General features: G+C 67.9%; 16 protein-coding genes. 12 read left to right on the top strand and 4 right to left on the bottom strand.

Annotated features, from left to right (window positions below; all coding sequences use genetic code 11):
- The first annotated feature begins 6 nt into the window (after nucleotides 1-6).
- From J3U95_RS05185 to J3U95_RS05235, 11 genes are all read left to right on the top strand, one after another.
- Complete coding sequence (locus J3U95_RS05185) at nucleotides 7-435, top strand: DUF4124 domain-containing protein (RefSeq protein WP_208277570.1); 429 nt, start codon at nucleotides 7-9, stop codon at nucleotides 433-435.
- Nucleotides 423-2,972, top strand: coding sequence for an FtsX-like permease family protein (locus J3U95_RS05190; RefSeq protein ID WP_208277571.1), 2,550 nt, complete (start codon nucleotides 423-425; stop codon nucleotides 2,970-2,972). The genes J3U95_RS05185 and J3U95_RS05190 overlap by 13 nt, the downstream gene beginning before the upstream one ends.
- A complete protein-coding gene (locus J3U95_RS05195) occupies nucleotides 2,972-4,039 on the top strand; it encodes a lipocalin-like domain-containing protein (RefSeq protein ID WP_208277572.1) in 1,068 nt (355 codons plus the stop codon). Before J3U95_RS05190 ends, J3U95_RS05195 begins: the two co-directional genes overlap by 1 nt.
- A gap of 42 nt (nucleotides 4,040-4,081) precedes the next feature.
- Nucleotides 4,082-5,929, top strand: a complete 1,848-nt coding sequence (locus J3U95_RS05200) for an ABC transporter transmembrane domain-containing protein (protein ID WP_208277573.1) — start codon at nucleotides 4,082-4,084, stop codon at nucleotides 5,927-5,929.
- 158 nt (nucleotides 5,930-6,087) lie between these two features.
- Nucleotides 6,088-8,109, top strand: a complete 2,022-nt coding sequence (locus tag J3U95_RS05205) for a methyl-accepting chemotaxis protein (RefSeq protein ID WP_208277574.1) — start codon at nucleotides 6,088-6,090, stop codon at nucleotides 8,107-8,109.
- A gap of 33 nt (nucleotides 8,110-8,142) precedes the next feature.
- Nucleotides 8,143-9,258: a threonine aldolase family protein gene (locus J3U95_RS05210; protein ID WP_208277575.1), complete on the top strand. Its 1,116-nt coding sequence runs from the start codon at nucleotides 8,143-8,145 to the stop codon at nucleotides 9,256-9,258.
- Nucleotides 9,259-9,262: 4 nt separating this feature from the next.
- Complete coding sequence (gene thyA, locus J3U95_RS05215) at nucleotides 9,263-10,057, top strand: thymidylate synthase (protein WP_208277576.1); 795 nt, start codon at nucleotides 9,263-9,265, stop codon at nucleotides 10,055-10,057.
- Nucleotides 10,054-10,557 carry a dihydrofolate reductase gene (locus J3U95_RS05220; protein WP_208277577.1) on the top strand — a complete coding sequence of 168 codons (504 nt, stop codon included), beginning with the start codon at nucleotides 10,054-10,056 and terminating at the stop codon, nucleotides 10,555-10,557. The genes thyA and J3U95_RS05220 overlap by 4 nt, the downstream gene beginning before the upstream one ends.
- Nucleotides 10,554-11,186 (top strand): DUF4337 domain-containing protein, encoded by a 633-nt coding sequence (locus J3U95_RS05225; RefSeq protein WP_208277578.1) that lies wholly within the window; start codon nucleotides 10,554-10,556, stop codon nucleotides 11,184-11,186. Before J3U95_RS05220 ends, J3U95_RS05225 begins: the two co-directional genes overlap by 4 nt.
- 177 nt (nucleotides 11,187-11,363) lie before the next feature.
- Nucleotides 11,364-13,622, top strand: a complete 2,259-nt coding sequence (locus J3U95_RS05230; protein WP_208277579.1) for an arginine/lysine/ornithine decarboxylase — start codon at nucleotides 11,364-11,366, stop codon at nucleotides 13,620-13,622.
- A gap of 84 nt (nucleotides 13,623-13,706) precedes the next feature.
- Nucleotides 13,707-14,597 (top strand): sigma-70 family RNA polymerase sigma factor, encoded by an 891-nt coding sequence (locus tag J3U95_RS05235; RefSeq protein WP_208277580.1) that lies wholly within the window; start codon nucleotides 13,707-13,709, stop codon nucleotides 14,595-14,597.
- A gap of 7 nt (nucleotides 14,598-14,604) precedes the next feature.
- Here the strand turns inward: J3U95_RS05235 and dcd are convergent, their stop codons facing one another.
- On the bottom strand, nucleotides 14,605-15,171 hold the full coding sequence (gene dcd, locus J3U95_RS05240; RefSeq protein WP_005670287.1) for a dCTP deaminase: 567 nt from the start codon (nucleotides 15,169-15,171) through the stop codon (nucleotides 14,605-14,607).
- A 146-nt stretch (nucleotides 15,172-15,317) separates the two neighbouring features.
- Between dcd and J3U95_RS05245 the strand changes: the two genes are divergently transcribed.
- Nucleotides 15,318-15,572, top strand: a complete 255-nt coding sequence (locus J3U95_RS05245) for a hypothetical protein (protein ID WP_208277581.1) — start codon at nucleotides 15,318-15,320, stop codon at nucleotides 15,570-15,572.
- Between the two features lies 1 nt (nucleotide 15,573).
- Here J3U95_RS05245 and J3U95_RS05250 read toward each other — a convergent pair whose 3' ends face one another.
- The 3 genes from J3U95_RS05250 to J3U95_RS05260 form a co-directional block, all read right to left on the bottom strand.
- Nucleotides 15,574-16,380 (bottom strand): alpha/beta fold hydrolase, encoded by an 807-nt coding sequence (locus J3U95_RS05250; protein ID WP_208277582.1) that lies wholly within the window; start codon nucleotides 16,378-16,380, stop codon nucleotides 15,574-15,576.
- Between the two features lie 66 nt (nucleotides 16,381-16,446).
- On the bottom strand, nucleotides 16,447-17,355 hold the full coding sequence (locus J3U95_RS05255) for a peptidase associated/transthyretin-like domain-containing protein (protein ID WP_208277583.1): 909 nt from the start codon (nucleotides 17,353-17,355) through the stop codon (nucleotides 16,447-16,449).
- A complete protein-coding gene (locus tag J3U95_RS05260; protein ID WP_208277584.1) occupies nucleotides 17,352-17,903 on the bottom strand; it encodes a Spy/CpxP family protein refolding chaperone in 552 nt (183 codons plus the stop codon). Before J3U95_RS05260 ends, J3U95_RS05255 begins: the two co-directional genes overlap by 4 nt.
- Nucleotides 17,904-17,934: the final 31 nt, after the last annotated feature.

Here is a 17,934-nt window from a genome sequence, read left to right on the forward strand (position 1 = left end):
CCACGCATGCACCGTTTATTTGCGATCGTCACGGCCTGCATCCTGTGCCAGGCGCAGGCCGCGGGCGCTGTCTACAAATGCCATGAGGGCGGCCGCGTGACCTACGCCGACCGCCCCTGCCCTGGCGCCGGCGCCGAGTTGCCCGTGCGCGCCGCGCCCCCGCCCGATCCCGAGACGCTGGCGCGCCTGGACCGCGCGCGCGACATGGTCCTGGGTATCGACAAGCAGCGCGCCGAACAGGCCCTGCGCGAGGAGCGCGACCGCGATCGCGCCCGCCGCGCGGCGCTGGCCCTGCGCAAGCGCTGCGACAAGCTGCGCCTGCAGCGCCAGTGGCTCGAAGAAGACCTGGCGCGCACGCGCGGCGACGCCAAGGAGGCGGCCCGGATCAAGGTGCGGCGCCAGATCGAGACGCTGGCGGTGGAATGCCCGGCCTGAGCCAGCTGTCGCGCTGGCTCCTGCTCGGAGAATGGCGCGCGCATCCGGTGCGGGCGCTGGTCGCCATCGCGGCGATCGCCGTCGGGGTGGCGATGGGCTTTGCCATCCACCTGATCAACGCGGCGGCCTTCAACGAATTCTCGGCCGCCGTCAAGAGCCTGTCGGGCCAGGCCGACATCCAGGTACAAGGCCGCGAGCCGCTGTTCGACGAATCCGTCTACCCCTTCCTGGCCGAACATCCCGAAGTGGCGCTGGCCTCGCCCATCCTCGACGTCCAGGCCGGCGTGCCGGGGGCCGACGGTCCACTGCGCATCGTCGGCATCGACCCGTTTCGCGCCGGCGCCATCTCGCCCGACCTGCTCGGCGTGACGGGCGAAGGCCGCCGGCTCGACATCCTGGCCGACGACGCATTGTTCCTGTCGCCGGCGGCCGAGGCCTGGCTGAATAAACGGCGCGGCGACACCCTGGTGCTGCGCGCCGGCACCGGCGAAGTCGCCCTGCGCGTGGCCGGACCGATCCTGCGCGCCCGCGCCGGCCAGCGCCTGGCGGTGATGGACATCGGCGCCGCCCAGTGGCGCCTCAACCGGCTGGGCCAGCTGTCACGGGTCGACCTCAAGTTGCGCGACGGCGTCGACCGCGCCGCCTTCCAGCGCGATCTCGCCGCCCGACTGGATAAAACCTGGCCGGGCCGCTTCACGGTTGGCCAGCCGAACGACGCGGACCAGGAAAGCCGCACCGCGAACATGAGCCGCGCCTACCGCGTCAACCTGACGGTGCTGGCGCTGGTGGCGCTGTTCACCGGCGCCTTCCTCGTGTTTTCGACGCAGGCGCTGTCGGTGATGCGCCGGCGCAGCCAGTTCGCGCTGCTGCGGGTGCTGGGCCTCGAACGGGGACAGTTGCTGCGCCAGGTGCTGCTCGAAGGGGGCAGCCTGGGCGTGCTCGGGGCGCTGCTCGGCATCGGCGCCGGCTACGGGCTGGCTGCCGCCGCACTGCATTTCTTTGGCGGCGACCTCGGCGCCGGCTACTTCCCCGGCGTCAAGCCGCAGGTCGCGTTCACGCCCGGCGCCGCCATCGTGTTCTTCGCGCTGGGCCTGGGCGTGGCGCTGCTGGGTTGCCTGGCGCCGGCATGGGAAGCGGCGCGCGCACGGCCGGCGGTGGCCATCAAGTCCGGCGCGGACGAAGCGCCGCTCGCGCGCCTGGCGCGGGTCTGGCCCTCCTTCGTGTGCCTGGCGCTGGCCGCAGCATTCTCCTTCGCGCCGCCGGTGTTCGAGCTGCCGCTGTTCGGCTACCTCGCGATCGCCTTGCTGCTGGTCGGCGGGATCGGCCTGATGCCGCGCTTCGCGGCGCTGACCTTCCGCACGCTCGAAGCCGTCCTCGGGCGGAGCAAGCGCAGTCCGGCGGTGCTCGCGCTGTCGCTGGCGCGCCTGGCCAATGCGCCGGGCCAGGCCTCGATCGCCCTGGGCGGCATCCTGGCCAGCTTCAGCCTGATGGTGGCGATGGGGATCATGGTGTCGAGCTTCCGGGTCTCGGTGGACGACTGGATGGGCCACATCCTGCCGGCCGACCTGTACGTACGCACGGTCGATGCCGGCGGCACCGGCTACCTGAGCGGCGAGCAGCAGGCCGCGCTGGCCAGCCTGCCCGGCGTCGAAAAGGTCCAGTTCCTGCGCACCCGGCGCGTGTCACTGTCGCCCGAACGGCCGCCGATCGTCGTCATCGCCCGCGACATCGACGCCAGCGATCCGGCACGCCTGCTGTACCTGGTCGGAGAGAGCGCTCCGATCCCCTCCGGCGCCCGCCCGGCCTGGGTGTCGGAAGCGATGCTCGACCTGTACGGCGCCCGCGTCGGCCAGCACCTGGCCCTGCCCCTGGGCGGCGCGCAGGTGGAGTTCTTCGTCGCCGGCGCCTGGCGCGACTACGCCAACCAGGGCGGCTCGGTCGTGATCCAGCTGGAGGACTACCGGCGGCTGACGGGCGAGCGAGAGGTCACCGACGCCGCCCTGTGGACCGCGCGCGGCGTGGACGCCTCTCTGCTTGCAGGCAGCCTGCGCGCGCTGCCGTTCGGCGCTTCGCTGAACCTGCTGCGGCCCGGCGACATCCGCGCCACGAGCCTCAAGATTTTCGACCGCAGCTTCGCCGTCACTTATCTGCTCGAGGCGATCGCGATCGCCATCGGCCTGTCGGGCATCGCGGCGAGTTTTTCGGCCCAGACTTTGGCAAGGGCGCGAGAATTCGGTATGCTGCGCCACGTCGGCGTCACCCGGCGCCAGGTCTTGCAGCTGCTCGCCTTCGAAGGCGGGCTGCTGACAAGCCTCGGCGTCGTCGCCGGTTTCGCGTTCGGGCTGGTGATCAGCCTGATCCTGGTGTACGTGATCAACCCGCAGTCCTTCCACTGGACCATGGGCTTGCACCTGCCCTGGCCCCTGCTCGGCAGCGTGGCCGCGGTGCTGGTCATTGCATCGGTTGCTACCGCGCTCGTCTCGGGTCGCCAGGCATTGTCCGGCGGCCCGGTACGCGCGGTCAGAGAGGATTGGTAATGCGTTTTATTTTGTGCCTGCTGGTGTTGTTGTCGCTGTCTGCCCATGCCGCGGCGCCCGTGTATGCGCCGGTCACCCCCGGCGCCGGCCTGTCGTTCCCGCGCGACTACGGCGCCCATCCGGAATTTCGCACCGAGTGGTGGTACGTCACCGGCTGGGTCGAGACGCCGGACCAGCGCCCGCTCGGCTTCCAGGTGACCTTCTTTCGCAGCCGCACCGGCGCCGACAACGCCAATCCGAGTCACTTCGCGCCGCGCCAGCTGGTGATCGGTCACGCGGCCCTGTCCGATCCGCAGGTCGGCCGCCTGGTGCACGACGAGCGCAGCGCGCGCGAAGGCTTCAGCATGGCCTGGGCGCGGCCCGGCAACACCGACCTGAAACTGGACGACTGGCGCATGGTCCGCGACGCCAACGGCGTCTACCGCGTCACCATCCGCTCCAACCAGCTGACGCTCGAACTGCGCCTGAAGCCGACGCAGCCGGTGCTGGTTCAGGGCCAGGGCGGCTATTCGCGCAAGGGCCCCAGCGCCCAGCACGCGAGCTACTACTACAGCGAACCGCACCTGGAAGTATCCGGCACGGTCGGCCGCGCCGGCATGGCGGCCACCCAGGTGAGCGGCAGCGCATGGCTCGACCACGAATGGTCGAGCGAGGCGCTGCAGCCGGACGCCGTGGGCTGGGATTGGGTCGGCGCCAACCTCGACGACGGCGGCGCCCTGATGGCTTTCCAGATCCGCGACCGCCAAGGTGGTAAACTATGGGCGCACGCCACCCGGCGCGACAAGGCCGGCAAGGTGGTGCACTACGCGCCCGGGCAGATCGCATTCGCGCCGCAGACGCACTGGAAATCGCCGCGCACCGGCGCCACGTATCCGATCGCGACCACGATCACCACGGGGACCGAAAGCTGGCAGGTGGTGCCGCTGCAGCAAGACCAGGAACTCGATTCGCGCCGCTCGACCGGCGCCGTGTACTGGGAAGGCGCGGTCACGATCCAGCAGAACGGCCGCCGGGTGGGCCGCGGCTATCTCGAGATGACCGGCTATGTGCAAGCCATGAAGCTTTAATAACAATAACGATAACAAGAACGACCGACACACCAAAACACGATGACCACCCGTAACACCAGCAAGACCGACCAAGAACCATCCCGCAAGAGCAGCCTGGCCACCCTCAGGGGCTTGAGCCCCTTCCTGCGTCCCTACCGCCGCCAGTTCCTGCTGGCCGGCATCGCCCTGCTGTTCGCGGCCGGCGCCACGCTGGCGATTCCCGCGGCCTTCAAGCAGATGATCGACCTGGGCTTCGGCGCCGCCAGCGCGACCGCGGCCGCCGGCGCCGCGATCGAGGGCGGCAGCCTGGAACACATCAACGCCACCTTCCTGGCCCTGTTCGGCGTGGCCGCGGTGCTGGCGGTGGCCACCGCGGCGCGCTTCTACATGGTGTCCTGGCTGGGCGAGCGCGTCACCGCCGATATTCGCAGCGCGGTCTACGGCCACGTCGTGCGCCAGAGCCCCGAATTCTTCGAGACCACCCGCACCGGCGAAGTGCTGTCGCGCCTGACCACCGACACCACACTGATCCAGACCGTGGTCGGCACCAGCATCTCGCTGGCGCTGCGCAATACGCTGCTGTTCTTCGGCGGCCTGGTGATGCTGTTCGTGACCAGCCCGCGCCTGACCTCCATCATCCTGGGCTTGCTGGTGCTGGTGGTGCTGCCGATCGTGCTGTTCGGCCGCCGCGTGCGCAAGCTCTCGCGCGATTCGCAGGACCGCATCGCCGACGCCTCGGCGGTGGCCGGCGAAATCCTGAACGCGATGCCGACCGTGCAGGCGTTTACCCGAGAGGGCCATGAATCCGGCCGCTTCGGCAAGGAGGTCGAAGGCGCCTTCACCACCGCCATGCGCCGCATCCGCGCCCGCGCCACGCTCACCATGCTGGCCATCGTGCTGGTGTTCGGCGCCATCGTGTTCGTGCTGTGGCTCGGCGCCCACGCCGTCCTCGAAGGCACGATGACCGGCGGCGACCTTGGCCAGTTCATCCTGTACGCCGGCATCGTGGCCGGCTCGGTCGGCGCCCTGTCGGAAGTGATGGGCGACGCCCAGCGCGCCGCCGGCGCCACCGAACGCCTGCTCGAGCTGCTCGACGCGCAATCCGAGATCCAGGATCCGCTGCAGCCCAGGCTTCTTCCCGCGCGCACCGAGAACGGCGCCCGCGTGACGCTCGACGACGTGACCTTCGCCTACCCGTCGCGCCTGGACGAAGCTGCCCTGTCGCACCTGGCCCTCGACATCCGCCCCGGCGAGACGGTGGCCGTGGTCGGTCCTTCCGGCGCCGGCAAGACCACCCTGTTCCAGCTGCTGCTGCGCTTCTACGATCCGCAGGCGGGCAGCATTCGCCTCGACGGCGTCGGCGTGCGCGACCTGGCCCTGCACACGCTGCGCGGCGCGGTCGGCATCGTGCCGCAGGACACCGTGATCTTCTCGCTCGACGCCATGGAAAACATCCGCTACGGCCGCCCTGACGCCAGCGACGACGAGGTGATCGCGGCGGCGAAGATGGCCGCGGCCCACGATTTCATCGAACGCCTGCCGCAGGGCTATGCATCGTTCCTGGGCGAGCGCGGGGTGCGCCTGTCGGGCGGCCAGCGCCAGCGCATCGCGATCGCGCGCGCCCTGCTCAAGAACCCGCCGCTGCTCCTGCTGGACGAAGCCACCAGTGCGCTCGACGCCGAGTCCGAACGCCTGGTGCAGCGCGCGCTCGAAGCCGCGATGGTCGGCCGCACCACCATCATCATCGCCCACCGCCTGGCGACGGTGCAGCGCGCCGACCGCATCATCGTGCTGGACGAGGGCCGGATCGTTGAATCCGGCACCCACACCGAGCTGATCGCGCTGCGTGGCGTGTATGCCAACCTGGCGGCGCTGCAGTTCCAAACGCATGCGCCGGTGGCAGCGTAAACACGCACATGAAGCAATTCGTGGTACTACGTAGCGATCCAGCAAGCTGTTGTAGCGGGGATACCAGGTAGCATTCCAAAACTCACTAATTGTTGCGGCACGAAAAGTTTGCGAGGTATGATCCGGGGTTATATCCCCCCTATTTTCCCTCACAATACATGAGCAACCGCAAATTTAGTCCGGCCAGCTGGAATGTTGGCACGCGCATCAGTGCCGTCACCTTCCTGCTGGCCGGCGCCATCATCGCCGCCCTGATCGCGACCATCACCGTCCTGACCTCCGGCATGCTGGAACGGCGCGCCATCGACAGCGTGAGGAACGAGCTGCACGGCGTCACCAGCACCGTCGAGCTTTTCAACAAGACCGTCAGCAGCCAGGCCGTCAGCTTCGGCCGCATCTTCCGCGCCGGCCTGCCGGGCGACTTCGCGCTGGACGAGGCGACGGTCGTCGACGTCGGCGGACGCCAGGTGCCGACCCTGAGCGTGGCCGGCCATCCGCTCAACCTCGATTTCAGCGCCCCGGACGCGTTCACCGACCGCACCGGCGGCAACGCCACCATCTTCGCCGCCTCCGGCGAGGACTTCGTGCGCGTGACGACCTCGGTCAAGAAGGAAAACGGCGAACGCGCGGTGGGCACCGCCCTCGACAAGGCCTCGCCGGCCTACCCGGCGCTGCGCGCCGGCCGTACCTATGTCGGCCTGACCACGCTGTTCGGCAAGCAGTTCATCACCCAGTACGAGCCGGTGCGCGACGCGGCCGGCAAGGTCGTCGGCGCGCTCTACGTCGGGGTCGACATCAGCGCCGACGTCGCCGCGCTCAAGGAGCGCATCCGCGCCGTCAAGGTCGGCGATACCGGCTACTTCTTCGTGCTGTCGTCGGCGCCCAAGACCTATGGCGACCTGATCGTCCACCCGAACAAGGAAGGCGAGAACATCCTCGACAGCCAGTCGGCCGACGGCCATGCCTTCATCAAGGAGATGCTGGAGAAGAAAGAAGGCACGATCAGCTACGATTGGCAGAACCCGGGCGAGCTGCGCGCGCGCGAAAAATTCGCGGCCTATTCGGAGATGAAGGATTGGAACTGGGTCATCGCCGGCGGCACCTACCGCGACGAGATCACCGCCGCCGCGACCGAGCTGCGCAACCGCTTCATCGTATTCGGCCTGGCGGCGCTGGCCGTGCTGGCCACCGTGCTGTACTTCCTGGTGCGCGCCACCGTCACCCGTCCGCTGGCCGAGGTGCAGGCGGTCGCCACCCGCATCGCCGACGGCGACCTGACCGCCCAGGTCAAGACCCGGCGCGACGACGAGATCGGCCGCCTCACCGGCGCCATCAACGAGATCGGCGCGCGCCTCTCGAGCGTGGTCGGCCAGGTGCGCGACGGCGCCGAGCACATCGCCACCGCCTCGCAGGAAATCTCGACCGGCAACCTCGACCTGTGCAGCCGCACCGAGGAGCAAGCGGCCAGCCTGGCCACCACCGCCTCGTCGATGGACCAGCTGACCACGACCGTGCGCCAGAACGCCGACAATGCGCGCCAGGCCGACCAGCTGGCCCGCAGCGCCTCCGAGGTCGCCCAGAAGGGCGGCAGCACGGTGTCGCAGGTGGTGGCGCGCATGGATTCGATTTCCCAGGCGTCGCGCAAGATCTCCGACATCACGGGCGTCATCGACGGCATCGCGTTCCAGACCAATATCCTGGCGCTGAACGCGGCCGTGGAGGCGGCGCGCGCCGGCGAACAGGGCCGCGGCTTCGCGGTCGTCGCGAGCGAAGTGCGCAACCTGGCGCAGCGTTCGGCCGCCGCCGCCAAGGAAATCAAGGTGCTGATCGACGCCTCCAACAGCGAAGTCGACGCCGGCAGCCAGCTGGTGTCCCAGGCCGGCGCGACGATGCAGGAAGTGCTGGACAGCGTGCAGCGCGTGACCGACGTCATTTCCGAGATCAGCAGCGCCAGCCAGGAACAGACGCAGGGCATCGAAGAGATCAACCGCTCGGTGGTCGAGATGGATACCGTGACCCAGCAGAACGCAGCCCTGGTCGAAGAAGCCAGCGCCGCCGCCCAGGCCATGCACGAGCAGGCCGACGCGTTGGCGCGTTCGGTGCGCCGCTTCCGCCTGGCCGACGAACGCGACGCCGCCGCGCTGACCGCGCCGAAGCGCCGCGCGCTGATCGCGAACTGATAAAGTAGCGGGCTCGCCTTCCAGGAGCCCGCTTTGCCCGACACCGACCTGCAGCGCCGCTGCCACGCCATCTTCCCCGGCCATCGCCAGCTGCGACCGGCCGAACTCTTCGCCGCCATGGCCGCCTGGTGCGAGGAGCACGACGTCGACCACGACGTCTACGGCAACGGCGCCCTGATCCAGGACTTCGAACGCAAGGTCGCCGCCCTGCTGGGCTTCGAGGCGGCCGTGTTCTGCATCAGCGGCACCATGGCCCAGGTCACGGCCTTGCGCCTCGGGGGTGAGGATCGGGGTAGCCGGCTGGTGGCCCTGCATCCGACCTCGCACATCTTCGTTCACGAGCGTTCCAACTACCAGTTGCTGGACCATTTCCAGGCGCTGTCCGTCGGCGACCGTCACCGCCCCTGCGTCGAGGCCGACCTGGCGGCAGTGCCGGACCGCCTCGGCGCCATCGGCCTCGAGATCCCGATGCGCGAGATCGGCGGCCAGCTGCCCGCCTGGGACGAGCTGGAAGCGATCAAGCGCCATTGCCGCACCCGCGGCATCCACCTGCACATGGACGGCGCGCGCCTGTGGGAGGCGCAAGCCGGTTATGGCCGCAATGTCGCCGACATCGCGTCCGGCTTCGATTCCGTCTACGTGTCGCTGTACAAGGGCATCGGCGGGCTGGGCGGCGCCATGCTGCTCGGCAGCCGTGCCTTCGTGGACCGCTGCGCCGAATGGTTCCGGCGCCAGGGCGGCAACGTCATCCATCGTTCCCCGTATATCGTGGCCGCGGCCATGGGGTTCGACGCGCGGCTGGCCGCGATGCCCGCGTACTTCGAACGCACCCGCTTTCTTTACCAGGCCTTGCGCGCCTATCCCGAACTGCGCGTCAACCCGGTCGCGCCGCAGGCGAACATGCTGCATATTCATCTGCCGGTCGACCGCGAATGCGCGCTCGCGGTACGCGATGCGCTGGCGCGCGAGCATGGCATCTGGATGTTCAACCGCGCCGTGCATGGCGCGCTGCCGGCATCGAGCGTCGTCGAGATCTATGTCGGCGACAACCTGCTGTCGATGCCTGACGATACGGTGCGCGAAGCGCTGCGGCGATTTGCCTCGGCACTGGTGCCGAATGCTAAAATGTCAGATTCTCCGAACCCGTAACGCAATGCGCCAATATCTCGAATTCATGCGCCATGTGAAAGAGCATGGCGCCATCAAGACCGACCGTACCGGTACCGGCACCCGCTCGGTGTTCGGCTACCAGATGCGCTTCAACCTGCAGGAAGGCTTCCCGCTCCTGACCACCAAGAAGGTGCACCTGAAGTCGATCATCCATGAACTGATCTGGTTCCTGCAGGGCTCGACCAATATCGCCTACCTGAAGGAAAACGGCGTGTCCATCTGGGACGAGTGGGCCGATGCCGAAGGCAACCTGGGCCCGATCTACGGCTACCAATGGCGCAATTGGCCGACGCCATCCGGCCAGCACATCGACCAGATATCGCAGGTGCTCGAACAGATCCGCACCACGCCCGACTCGCGCCGCATGATCGTCTCGGCCTGGAACGTGGGCGATGTGCCGCAGATGAAACTGCCGCCCTGCCATGCGCTATTCCAGTTCTACGTGGCCGACGGCAAGCTGTCCTGCCAGCTGTACCAGCGCAGCGCCGACATCTTCCTGGGCGTGCCCTTCAACATCGCGTCGTACGCGATCCTGACCCACATGATGGCCCAGCAGGCCGGACTCGAGGTGGGCGACTTCGTCTGGACCGGCGGCGACTGCCACCTCTATTCGAACCACATGGAACAGGTCGAGCTGCAGCTGTCGCGCGAGACCCGCGCGCTGCCGCGCCTCGAGATCAAGCGCAAGCCCGATTCGCTGTTCGATTACCGCTTCGACGACTTCGACATCACGGGCTACGATCCGCATCCGGCGATCAAGGCGCCGGTGGCCGTATGAGCGATGCCGCCCGCCTGACCCTGGTGGTCGCCACCGATGCCAAGGGCGGCATCGGCATCGACAACAAGATGCCCTGGCACCTGCCCGAGGATTTCGCCCACTTCAAGCGCGTCACGCTCGGCAAGCCGGTGATCATGGGCCGCAAGACCTTCGATTCGATCGGCCGCGTCCTGCCCGGACGCCGCAACATCGTCGTCACGCGCAACGCCGGCTGGTCGCACGAAGGCGCCGAGCGCGCGGCGTCGCTGGAGGCAGCCATCGCCATGCTCGGCGGCGCGCCGGCCAGCATCATCGGCGGCGCCCAGATCTTCGCCCAGGCCATGGACGTCGCCGACACCATGATCGTCACCCACATCGACCGCGTCTTCGACTGCGACACCTTCTTTCCGCCGATTGACGCGGCCGTGTGGCGCGAAACTGCGCGCGACACCCACCACAGCGCAGCCAACGGCTTCGACTACGCCTTCGTGACCTATGCACGGCGCGAGGCGACGCCATGAACGAGTCGGCACGCCCCCCTGGCTCGCGCGGCGGCGACGGCTTCGCCGGCCGCATCGCGGTATTGATCGCGGTGCTGGCCACGCTCGGCACCCTGTTCGCCTTCCTCGGCACGTCGTCGCACAATGACGCCAGCCTGTACAAGACCCAGGCGGCGATGGAAAAGACCAGCGCCGCCAATGCCTGGAGCCACTACCAGGCCAAGTCGAGCCGCCAGAACCTGGCCGAGCTGGCCGCGACCCTGCCCGGCGTCGACGGCGTGCGCTACCGCGACGAAGCCGAGCGCTACCGGGAAGAGAAGGACGTCATCCGCAAGGAGGCCGAGCGCTGGGAAGCGGCGTCGGGCGAGTCGAACCGCCGCTCCGAAGAAGCGCTGCACCGCCAGCGCCAGTGGGCCGCCGCCTCGGTGGCCCAGCAGATCGCGATCTCGCTGGCCGCCATCACGCTGCTGGCGCGCCGCACCTGGCTGCTCACGCTCACCGGAGCGGTGGCGGCCTTCGGCATCACGCTGGGGCTGTTCGCCTTCCTGCACGGCAGCGTCACTGCGCTGTCACCGATCCCGCTCGTCGGCGCTCTCGTTGCGGCGCTATTGACCGAGGGGATCCGACGCGCCGGGCGAAGAATCGACTAGAGTGCGCCACCCTTCCGGAACAGTGGCTAACCTAGCAAAAAAACTTTCACCGGGACCCGTGTTTTCTGCGAAAATCCGCTTCTCATTTTTCTACGGTGCCGTGCGCGGCGGCCAGCTTCTGTCGGAACGACCGGCGAGGACCTGCCGCTTCCACGGCGCTTCGTTTTGGAGCTGTCCATGAAATTTCGTTTCCCTATCGTCATCATCGATGAGGACTTCCGCTCGGAGAACACCTCCGGTCTCGGCATTCGCGCCCTGGCGGCCGCGATGGAACAGGAAGGCATGGAGGTCGTCGGTGTGACCAGCTATGGCGACCTGTCCCAGTTCGCCCAGCAGCAATCGCGCGCATCGGCCTTCGTCCTGTCGATCGACGACGAGGAATTCGGCGGCGGCTCGCTCGAAGAGACCGATTTCGCACTGGTCGGCCTGCGCGCCTTCGTGAAGGAGATCCGTCACAAGAACGCCAATATCCCGATCTATATCTATGGCGAGACGCGCACCAGCCGCCACATCCCGAACGACATCCTGAAGGAGCTGCACGGCTTCATCCACATGTTCGAGGACACCCCGGAATTCGTGGCGCGCCACATCATCCGCGAGGCCAAGGCCTATCTCGACAGCCTGGCGCCGCCGTTCTTCCGCGCGCTGGTGAACTACGCCTACGACGGCTCCTATTCGTGGCACTGCCCGGGCCACTCGGGCGGCGTGGCTTTCCTGAAGTCGCCGATCGGCCAGATGTTCCACCAGTTCTTTGGCGAGAACATGCTGCGCGCCGACGTCTGCAACGCGGTCGAGGAACTGGGCCAGCTGCTCGACCACACCGGCCCGGTGGCCAAGTCCGAGCGCAACGCCGCGCGCATCTACAGCGCCGACCACTGCTACTTCGTGACCAACGGCACCTCCACCTCGAACAAGATGGTGTGGCACTCGACCGTGGCGCCGGGCGACATCGTCGTGGTGGACCGCAACTGCCACAAGTCGATCCTGCACTCGATCATCATGTGCGGCGCGATCCCCGTGTTCCTGATGCCGACCCGGAACCACCTGGGCATCATCGGTCCGATCCCGCTCGAGGAATTCACGCCCGAATCGATCGCCCGCAAGATCGAGGCGAATCCGTTCGCGCGCGACGCCGTCAACAAGAAGCCGCGCATCCTCACCATCACCCAGTCGACCTATGACGGCGTGGTGTACAACGTCGAGACCCTGCGCGAAATGCTGGACGGGAAGATCGACACCCTGCACTTCGACGAAGCCTGGCTGCCGCACGCGACCTTCCACAGCTTCTACCAGAACATGCACGCGATCGGCGAGAACCGCCCGCGCGCCAAGGAGTCGATGATCTTCTCGACCCAGTCGACGCACAAGCTGCTGGCCGGCCTGTCGCAGGCGTCGCAGGTGCTGGTGCGCGAGTCCGAATCGGTCAAGCTCGACCAGGACGCCTTCAACGAAGCCTATCTGATGCACACCTCGACCTCGCCGCAGTACTCGATCATTGCCTCGTGCGACGTCGCCGCGGCCATGATGGAAGCGCCGGGCGGCACCGCCCTGGTCGAGGAATCGATCCTGGAAGCGCTGGACTTCCGCCGCGCGATGAAGAAGGTCGACGAGGACTACGGCGATGACTGGTGGTTCCAGGTCTGGGGTCCGGATAAGTTCTCGGAAGAAGGCATCGGCACCCAGGACGACTGGATGATCCGCGCCGAAGAGAACTGGCACGGCTTCGGCAAGCTGGCGCCGGGCTTCAATATGCTCGACCCGATCAAGGCCACCATCGTGAACCCGGGCCTGGACCTGTCGGGCCAGTTCGGCGAGACCGGCATCCCGGCCTCGATCGTCACCAAGTACCTGGCCGAGCACGGCGTCATCATCGAGAAGTGCGGCCTGTACTCGTTCTTCATCATGTTCACGATCGGCATCACCAAGGGCCGCTGGAACACGCTGGTGACGGCGCTGCAGCAGTTCAAGGACGACTACGACCGCAACCAGCCGATGTGGCGCGTGATGCCGCAGTTCGCCTCGGCCAACCCGCGCTACGAAACCCGCGGCCTGCGCGACCTGTGCACCGAGATCCACACCTTCTACAAGTCGCGCGACGTGGCGCGCCTGACGACCGAGATGTACCTGTCGGACATGGTGCCGGCCATGAAGCCGTCGGACGCCTTCGCGAATATGGCGCACCGCAAGATCGAGCGCGTTGCGATCGACGAGCTGGAAGGCCGCATCACGGCGATCCTGCTGACGCCTTACCCGCCGGGCATCCCGCTCCTGATCCCGGGCGAGCGCTTCAACAAGACCATCGTCGACTACCTGCGCTTCGCGCGCGACTTCAATGAACGCTTCCCGGGCTTCGAGACCGACGTCCACGGCCTGGTCAAGCGCGAAGTCGACGGCAAGCGCGGCTACTTCGTCGATTGCGTGATGCAGGACGCGTAATCGGGACTGGAGGCCGCGGCCTCTGCCCGCCGAGAGAGGCCCGGATCGAATCCGGGCCTTTTTTTTCGCGTATCATCGCAGCGCATGAACCCGACCGATTTCGATTCCGCTTCCTTCTTCACCGCCCGCCGCCCGCGCCTGCAGCGCATCGCCTACCGCATGCTCGGTTCGGTGGCCGAGGCCGAGGACGTGGTGCAGGACGCCTGGCTGCGCTGGCACGGCGCCGACCAGGGGGCGGTGCGCGAACCGGAAGCCTTCCTGGTGCGCACCGTGACGCGCCTGTGCCTGGACGTGCTCAAGTCGGCGCGCGTCAAGCGCGAGGAATACATCGGCCCCTGGCTGCCGGAACCCTTCATTGACCCCGCCGAGGAAGAGAAGGACGACATCACCCTGCCCCTGATGCTGGCGATGGAGCGCCTGTCGCCGCTGGAGCGCGCCGCCTTCCTGCTGCACGACGTGTTCGAGATGGAGTTCGACGAGGTGGCCGAGGCGATCGGCCGCGAACCGGCGGCCTGCCGCCAGCTGGCCAGCCGCGCGCGCGCCCACCTGGCCGGCGCGCGGCCGCGCTTCCCGGTGCCTTCGGAGCGCCAGGAGGAGATCGCCGCCGCCTTTTTCGCCGCTTCGCGCAGCGGCGACGTGGCGCAGCTGACCCGACTGCTGTCGAGCGATGTGGTGTTCTATGGGGATGGCGGCGGCAAGCGTCCGGCCACGGTGAACCCGATCTTCGGGCAAGAGAAGGTGCTGCGCTTCCTGCTGGCGCAGAAGGTGAAGGCGGCCTGGGATGCGGCCGAGCTGCTGGAGTCGCCCAGCATCGACGGCCTGCCGGGGCGGATCACGCTCGAACCCGATGCCATGCTGCAGACGATGGCGCTCGAGATCGACGACGGGCGCATCAAGGCCATCTACGTGATGCGCAATCCCGACAAGCTGGGACACCTGGCGCCCTCGGGACACCGGGCGCGCCAGGAAAACTGAAGACCGGTCAGGTCTTGGGCAGGGTCACGCCGTGCTGGCCCTGGTACTTGCCGCCACGGTCCTTGTACGAGGTCTCGCAGACTTCGTCGCTTTCGAAGAACAGCACCTGGGCGCAGCCTTCGCCGGCGTAGATCTTGGCCGGCAGCGGGGTCGTGTTCGAGAATTCCAGGGTCACATAGCCTTCCCATTCCGGCTCGAACGGCGTCACGTTGACGATGATGCCGCAGCGCGCATAGGTCGACTTGCCCAGGCAGACCGTCAGCACGTTGCGCGGAATGCGGAAGTATTCGATGGTGCGCGCCAGCGCGAACGAGTTCGGCGGGATGATGCAGACGTCGCTCTTGACGTCGACGAAGGAGTTCGAATCGAAGTTCTTCGGGTCGACGATGGTGCTGTTGATGTTGGTGAACACCTTGAATTCGTCGGCGCAGCGGATGTCGTAGCCGTACGAGGAGGTGCCGAAGGAGATGATGCGGCGGCCGTCCTGCTCCCGTACCTGCTTCGGCTCGAACGGCTCGATCATGCCGGTGCTTTCCGCCATGCGGCGGATCCATTTGTCGCTCTTGATAGTCATTGTCGGTTTCCAGCAGGGAGAAAATCCCGCGATTTTACGCGAAATGGCGGCGCCGGTGATGGTCGGCGCTGGCCATCCTGTCAATATTCATTGCGAACAACTGCAATTGTGAATACCATAAGTCAACCTATTCGATGGAGAATCACATGCAGCATCTGCCCAGGGCCCTGATCGGCGTGTCCGTCCTGACCCTCGCCGCATGCACGACCGCGCCCGCCACCGAGCAACCGGCACCCGCAGCCGCGGCGGCGCCCGCCATCGCGGCCAAGGTCTACGATGAAACCAATACCGGCTCGCGGATTCCGAAAAAAGGCGGCGGCGACCGCACGGTCAAGACCGTCGGCTCACGCGACGCGCGCGACTCGTTCGACAACCAGGCCAAGCCGCTCGACCGCCAGTAAGCTAGGGCCGCGAGGGCGCGGCCAGCAGCCGCTCGATCATCGCCTGCGTGAGGCGCGCCGTCTCCTGCGGCTTTTCGAGCGGGTACAGGTGGCCGCCTTCGATCGTCACCAGGTTCTCCCCCACCAGCTTGCGGGTGCCGGTCATGCCGGCCTGGCGCATCTCTTCCGAGCGGGTGCCGGCGATGAAGCCGACCGGCACCGGGAACGGTTCGCGGATCACGGCATCCATGTGGTGCGGGAGCGTCTGGTAGATGGCCGATTCCACGTCGCGCCGGAAGCGCAGGGTCACGCCGTCCGGATGCGGCGCCAGGCCGTGTTCCAGGTAGTCGTCCAACGCGCCCGGGGCCCAGGCCTGGAAGATCGGCTTGGCGCTGAAGTGCTGGAAGGCGGCTTCGCGGCTCGGCCACAGCTCGCGGCGCTTGCGGGCGAAGCGCGCCGGCGACAGGCGTTCGCCCCAGCCGGCCAGCTTGGCCAGGCGCCAGCCCAGCGCGCGCCAGCCCGCCACCACCGGCGAATCGAGCATCACCACGCAGCGCGCCAGGTCGGGGCGGCGCTTGGCCGCCAGCATGCACAGCATACCGCCCAGCGAATGGCCGACCAGGATCGCCGGCCGGCCATAGCCCTCCAGGTGCTCGACCAGTTCGTCGACCAGCGCCCCCCAGCCGTCGGCGACCGGATGGCGCGGATCGTGGCCGTGCATGTCCAGGGTATGCACGTCGTAGTGCTCGCGCAGCTGCGCCAGCAGGCGGTTGTAGGTGCCGGCCGGGTAGCTGTTGCCATGGGCGAAATGAAGCAGGGGTCTGGACATGGGGCGGGCGCGATCGAATGCAGGAGCGCCCCATTGTAATGTCCAGCGCTGCCGGGCGGTCCGCCTTTAGAAGGAAACGCCTACAAGCAGCTCGGCGGTATAGCCCTGGACCGCATTGCCTGTTACGCTCGCCATCTGCAGCGCCGTGCCGTCGCTGAAGACGTTGTCCGTCGCGTAGCTGATGCGCGCCAGGTTGCGCACGCTGCTGGCGTAGCCGCTGCTGGAATAGGCTTCATCGAGTGTCGCCAGCGGGAAGGCGAACTGCGAGGTCTTGATCCGGTTCGCCGCGCTGTTCGCCTTGGCCAGGCTTGGATAGACCTCGAAGTGAACGTGCGGCATGCGGCCGTCATAGCAGCCCGGGAAGATCGTCGTGAACGTGACCCAGCCGTCGCTGTCGGCTTCCTGCACGCCGCGCAGGTAATTCTCGTCCACGATGCCGTTCGAGTACATCGAGTAGCCGCCTTCGCGCGTGCAATGCCACAGGTAGACGGCCGCCCCGCCCGCCGCGGCGCAGCCCTGGGCCACGTTCTCGATCTTCAGGCGGATGACCAGCGGCACGCCCTGGGCCACGCCGCTGGCGCCGCCCACGCTGGCGCGAATATCGCTGCGCACGATGCCGGACAGGGTCAGTGCATTGGCCACGCCGTTGGCGTTGCGGTTGGTGCCGTCGCCCGGATAAGGGCCGCCGGTCTCCTCGGGGATCACGGAACAGGCCGCGCTGCCTCCCACCGTGCCACCGCTCGTGCCGCTGCCGGTCGTGGTGGTCGAGGTCGAGATGCCGTAGCCGTCGTCGGCGCTGCCGCCGCCGCAGCCGGCCAGCGGCATGGCCGCCACGCCGGCCCCGAGGCCCAGCCAGCGCAGGGATTGGCGGCGCGTGACCGTACGCGCCAGCAGGCGCGCGAGGTCGGCGTCCAGGCCAAGGTGGTGATCGTCATTCTCCTCGTGCACGGCCCGCACGGCCGCCGGCGCGCTCATTTGCCGGCCTCGCGCTGTTTCGCGCGTGCGCTCGCCTTGTCGCCCCGGCCCTTGCGCCCCTCGCCGCGCGGCGCGTCGAGCTGCGCGCGCTGCGCGGGTGTGAGCGCCGCCTTGATCTGGGCGCCGCTCTGCAGCCGCAGCAACTCCTGGTCGGCGATTGCCTGGCCCAGTGCCTGGGCGCTGGCGGAAGCGCGCGCTTCGTCGAGTTGCGGCGCGCGCGCCAGCTCGCGCAGCGACTCGAACGCCTTGCGCTCGGCCTTGTGGAGCTCGCGCCGCTTCGGCGCCTGGGCGTGCAGAATGGCGAACACGCGATCATGCTGTTCCTCGCTCAGGTCGAGGCCACGCAGGAACGGTGGGGCGCCGCGCATGCCTTCGCCAAATCCGCCGAACGGGCCGCCGGCGCGGGCATCAAGCTGCTCGACGCCCGGTCCGGCGTCGGGACCGTCAAAGGGCGGCATCGGTTGCGCCAGGACGGCGGGCGCCGCCAGCAGGCAGGCGCACAGTGCGCCGGCGGCGCGCAAGGCAGTGAATGTGGTTGGCAGTGTCATCGAGGGTCCTCCTGTGGTGTTGAACGCGGCC

It is taken from the genome of Massilia oculi (assembly GCF_017582745.1).
GTDB classification, from domain to species: domain Bacteria; phylum Pseudomonadota; class Gammaproteobacteria; order Burkholderiales; family Burkholderiaceae_D; genus Telluria; species Telluria oculi_A.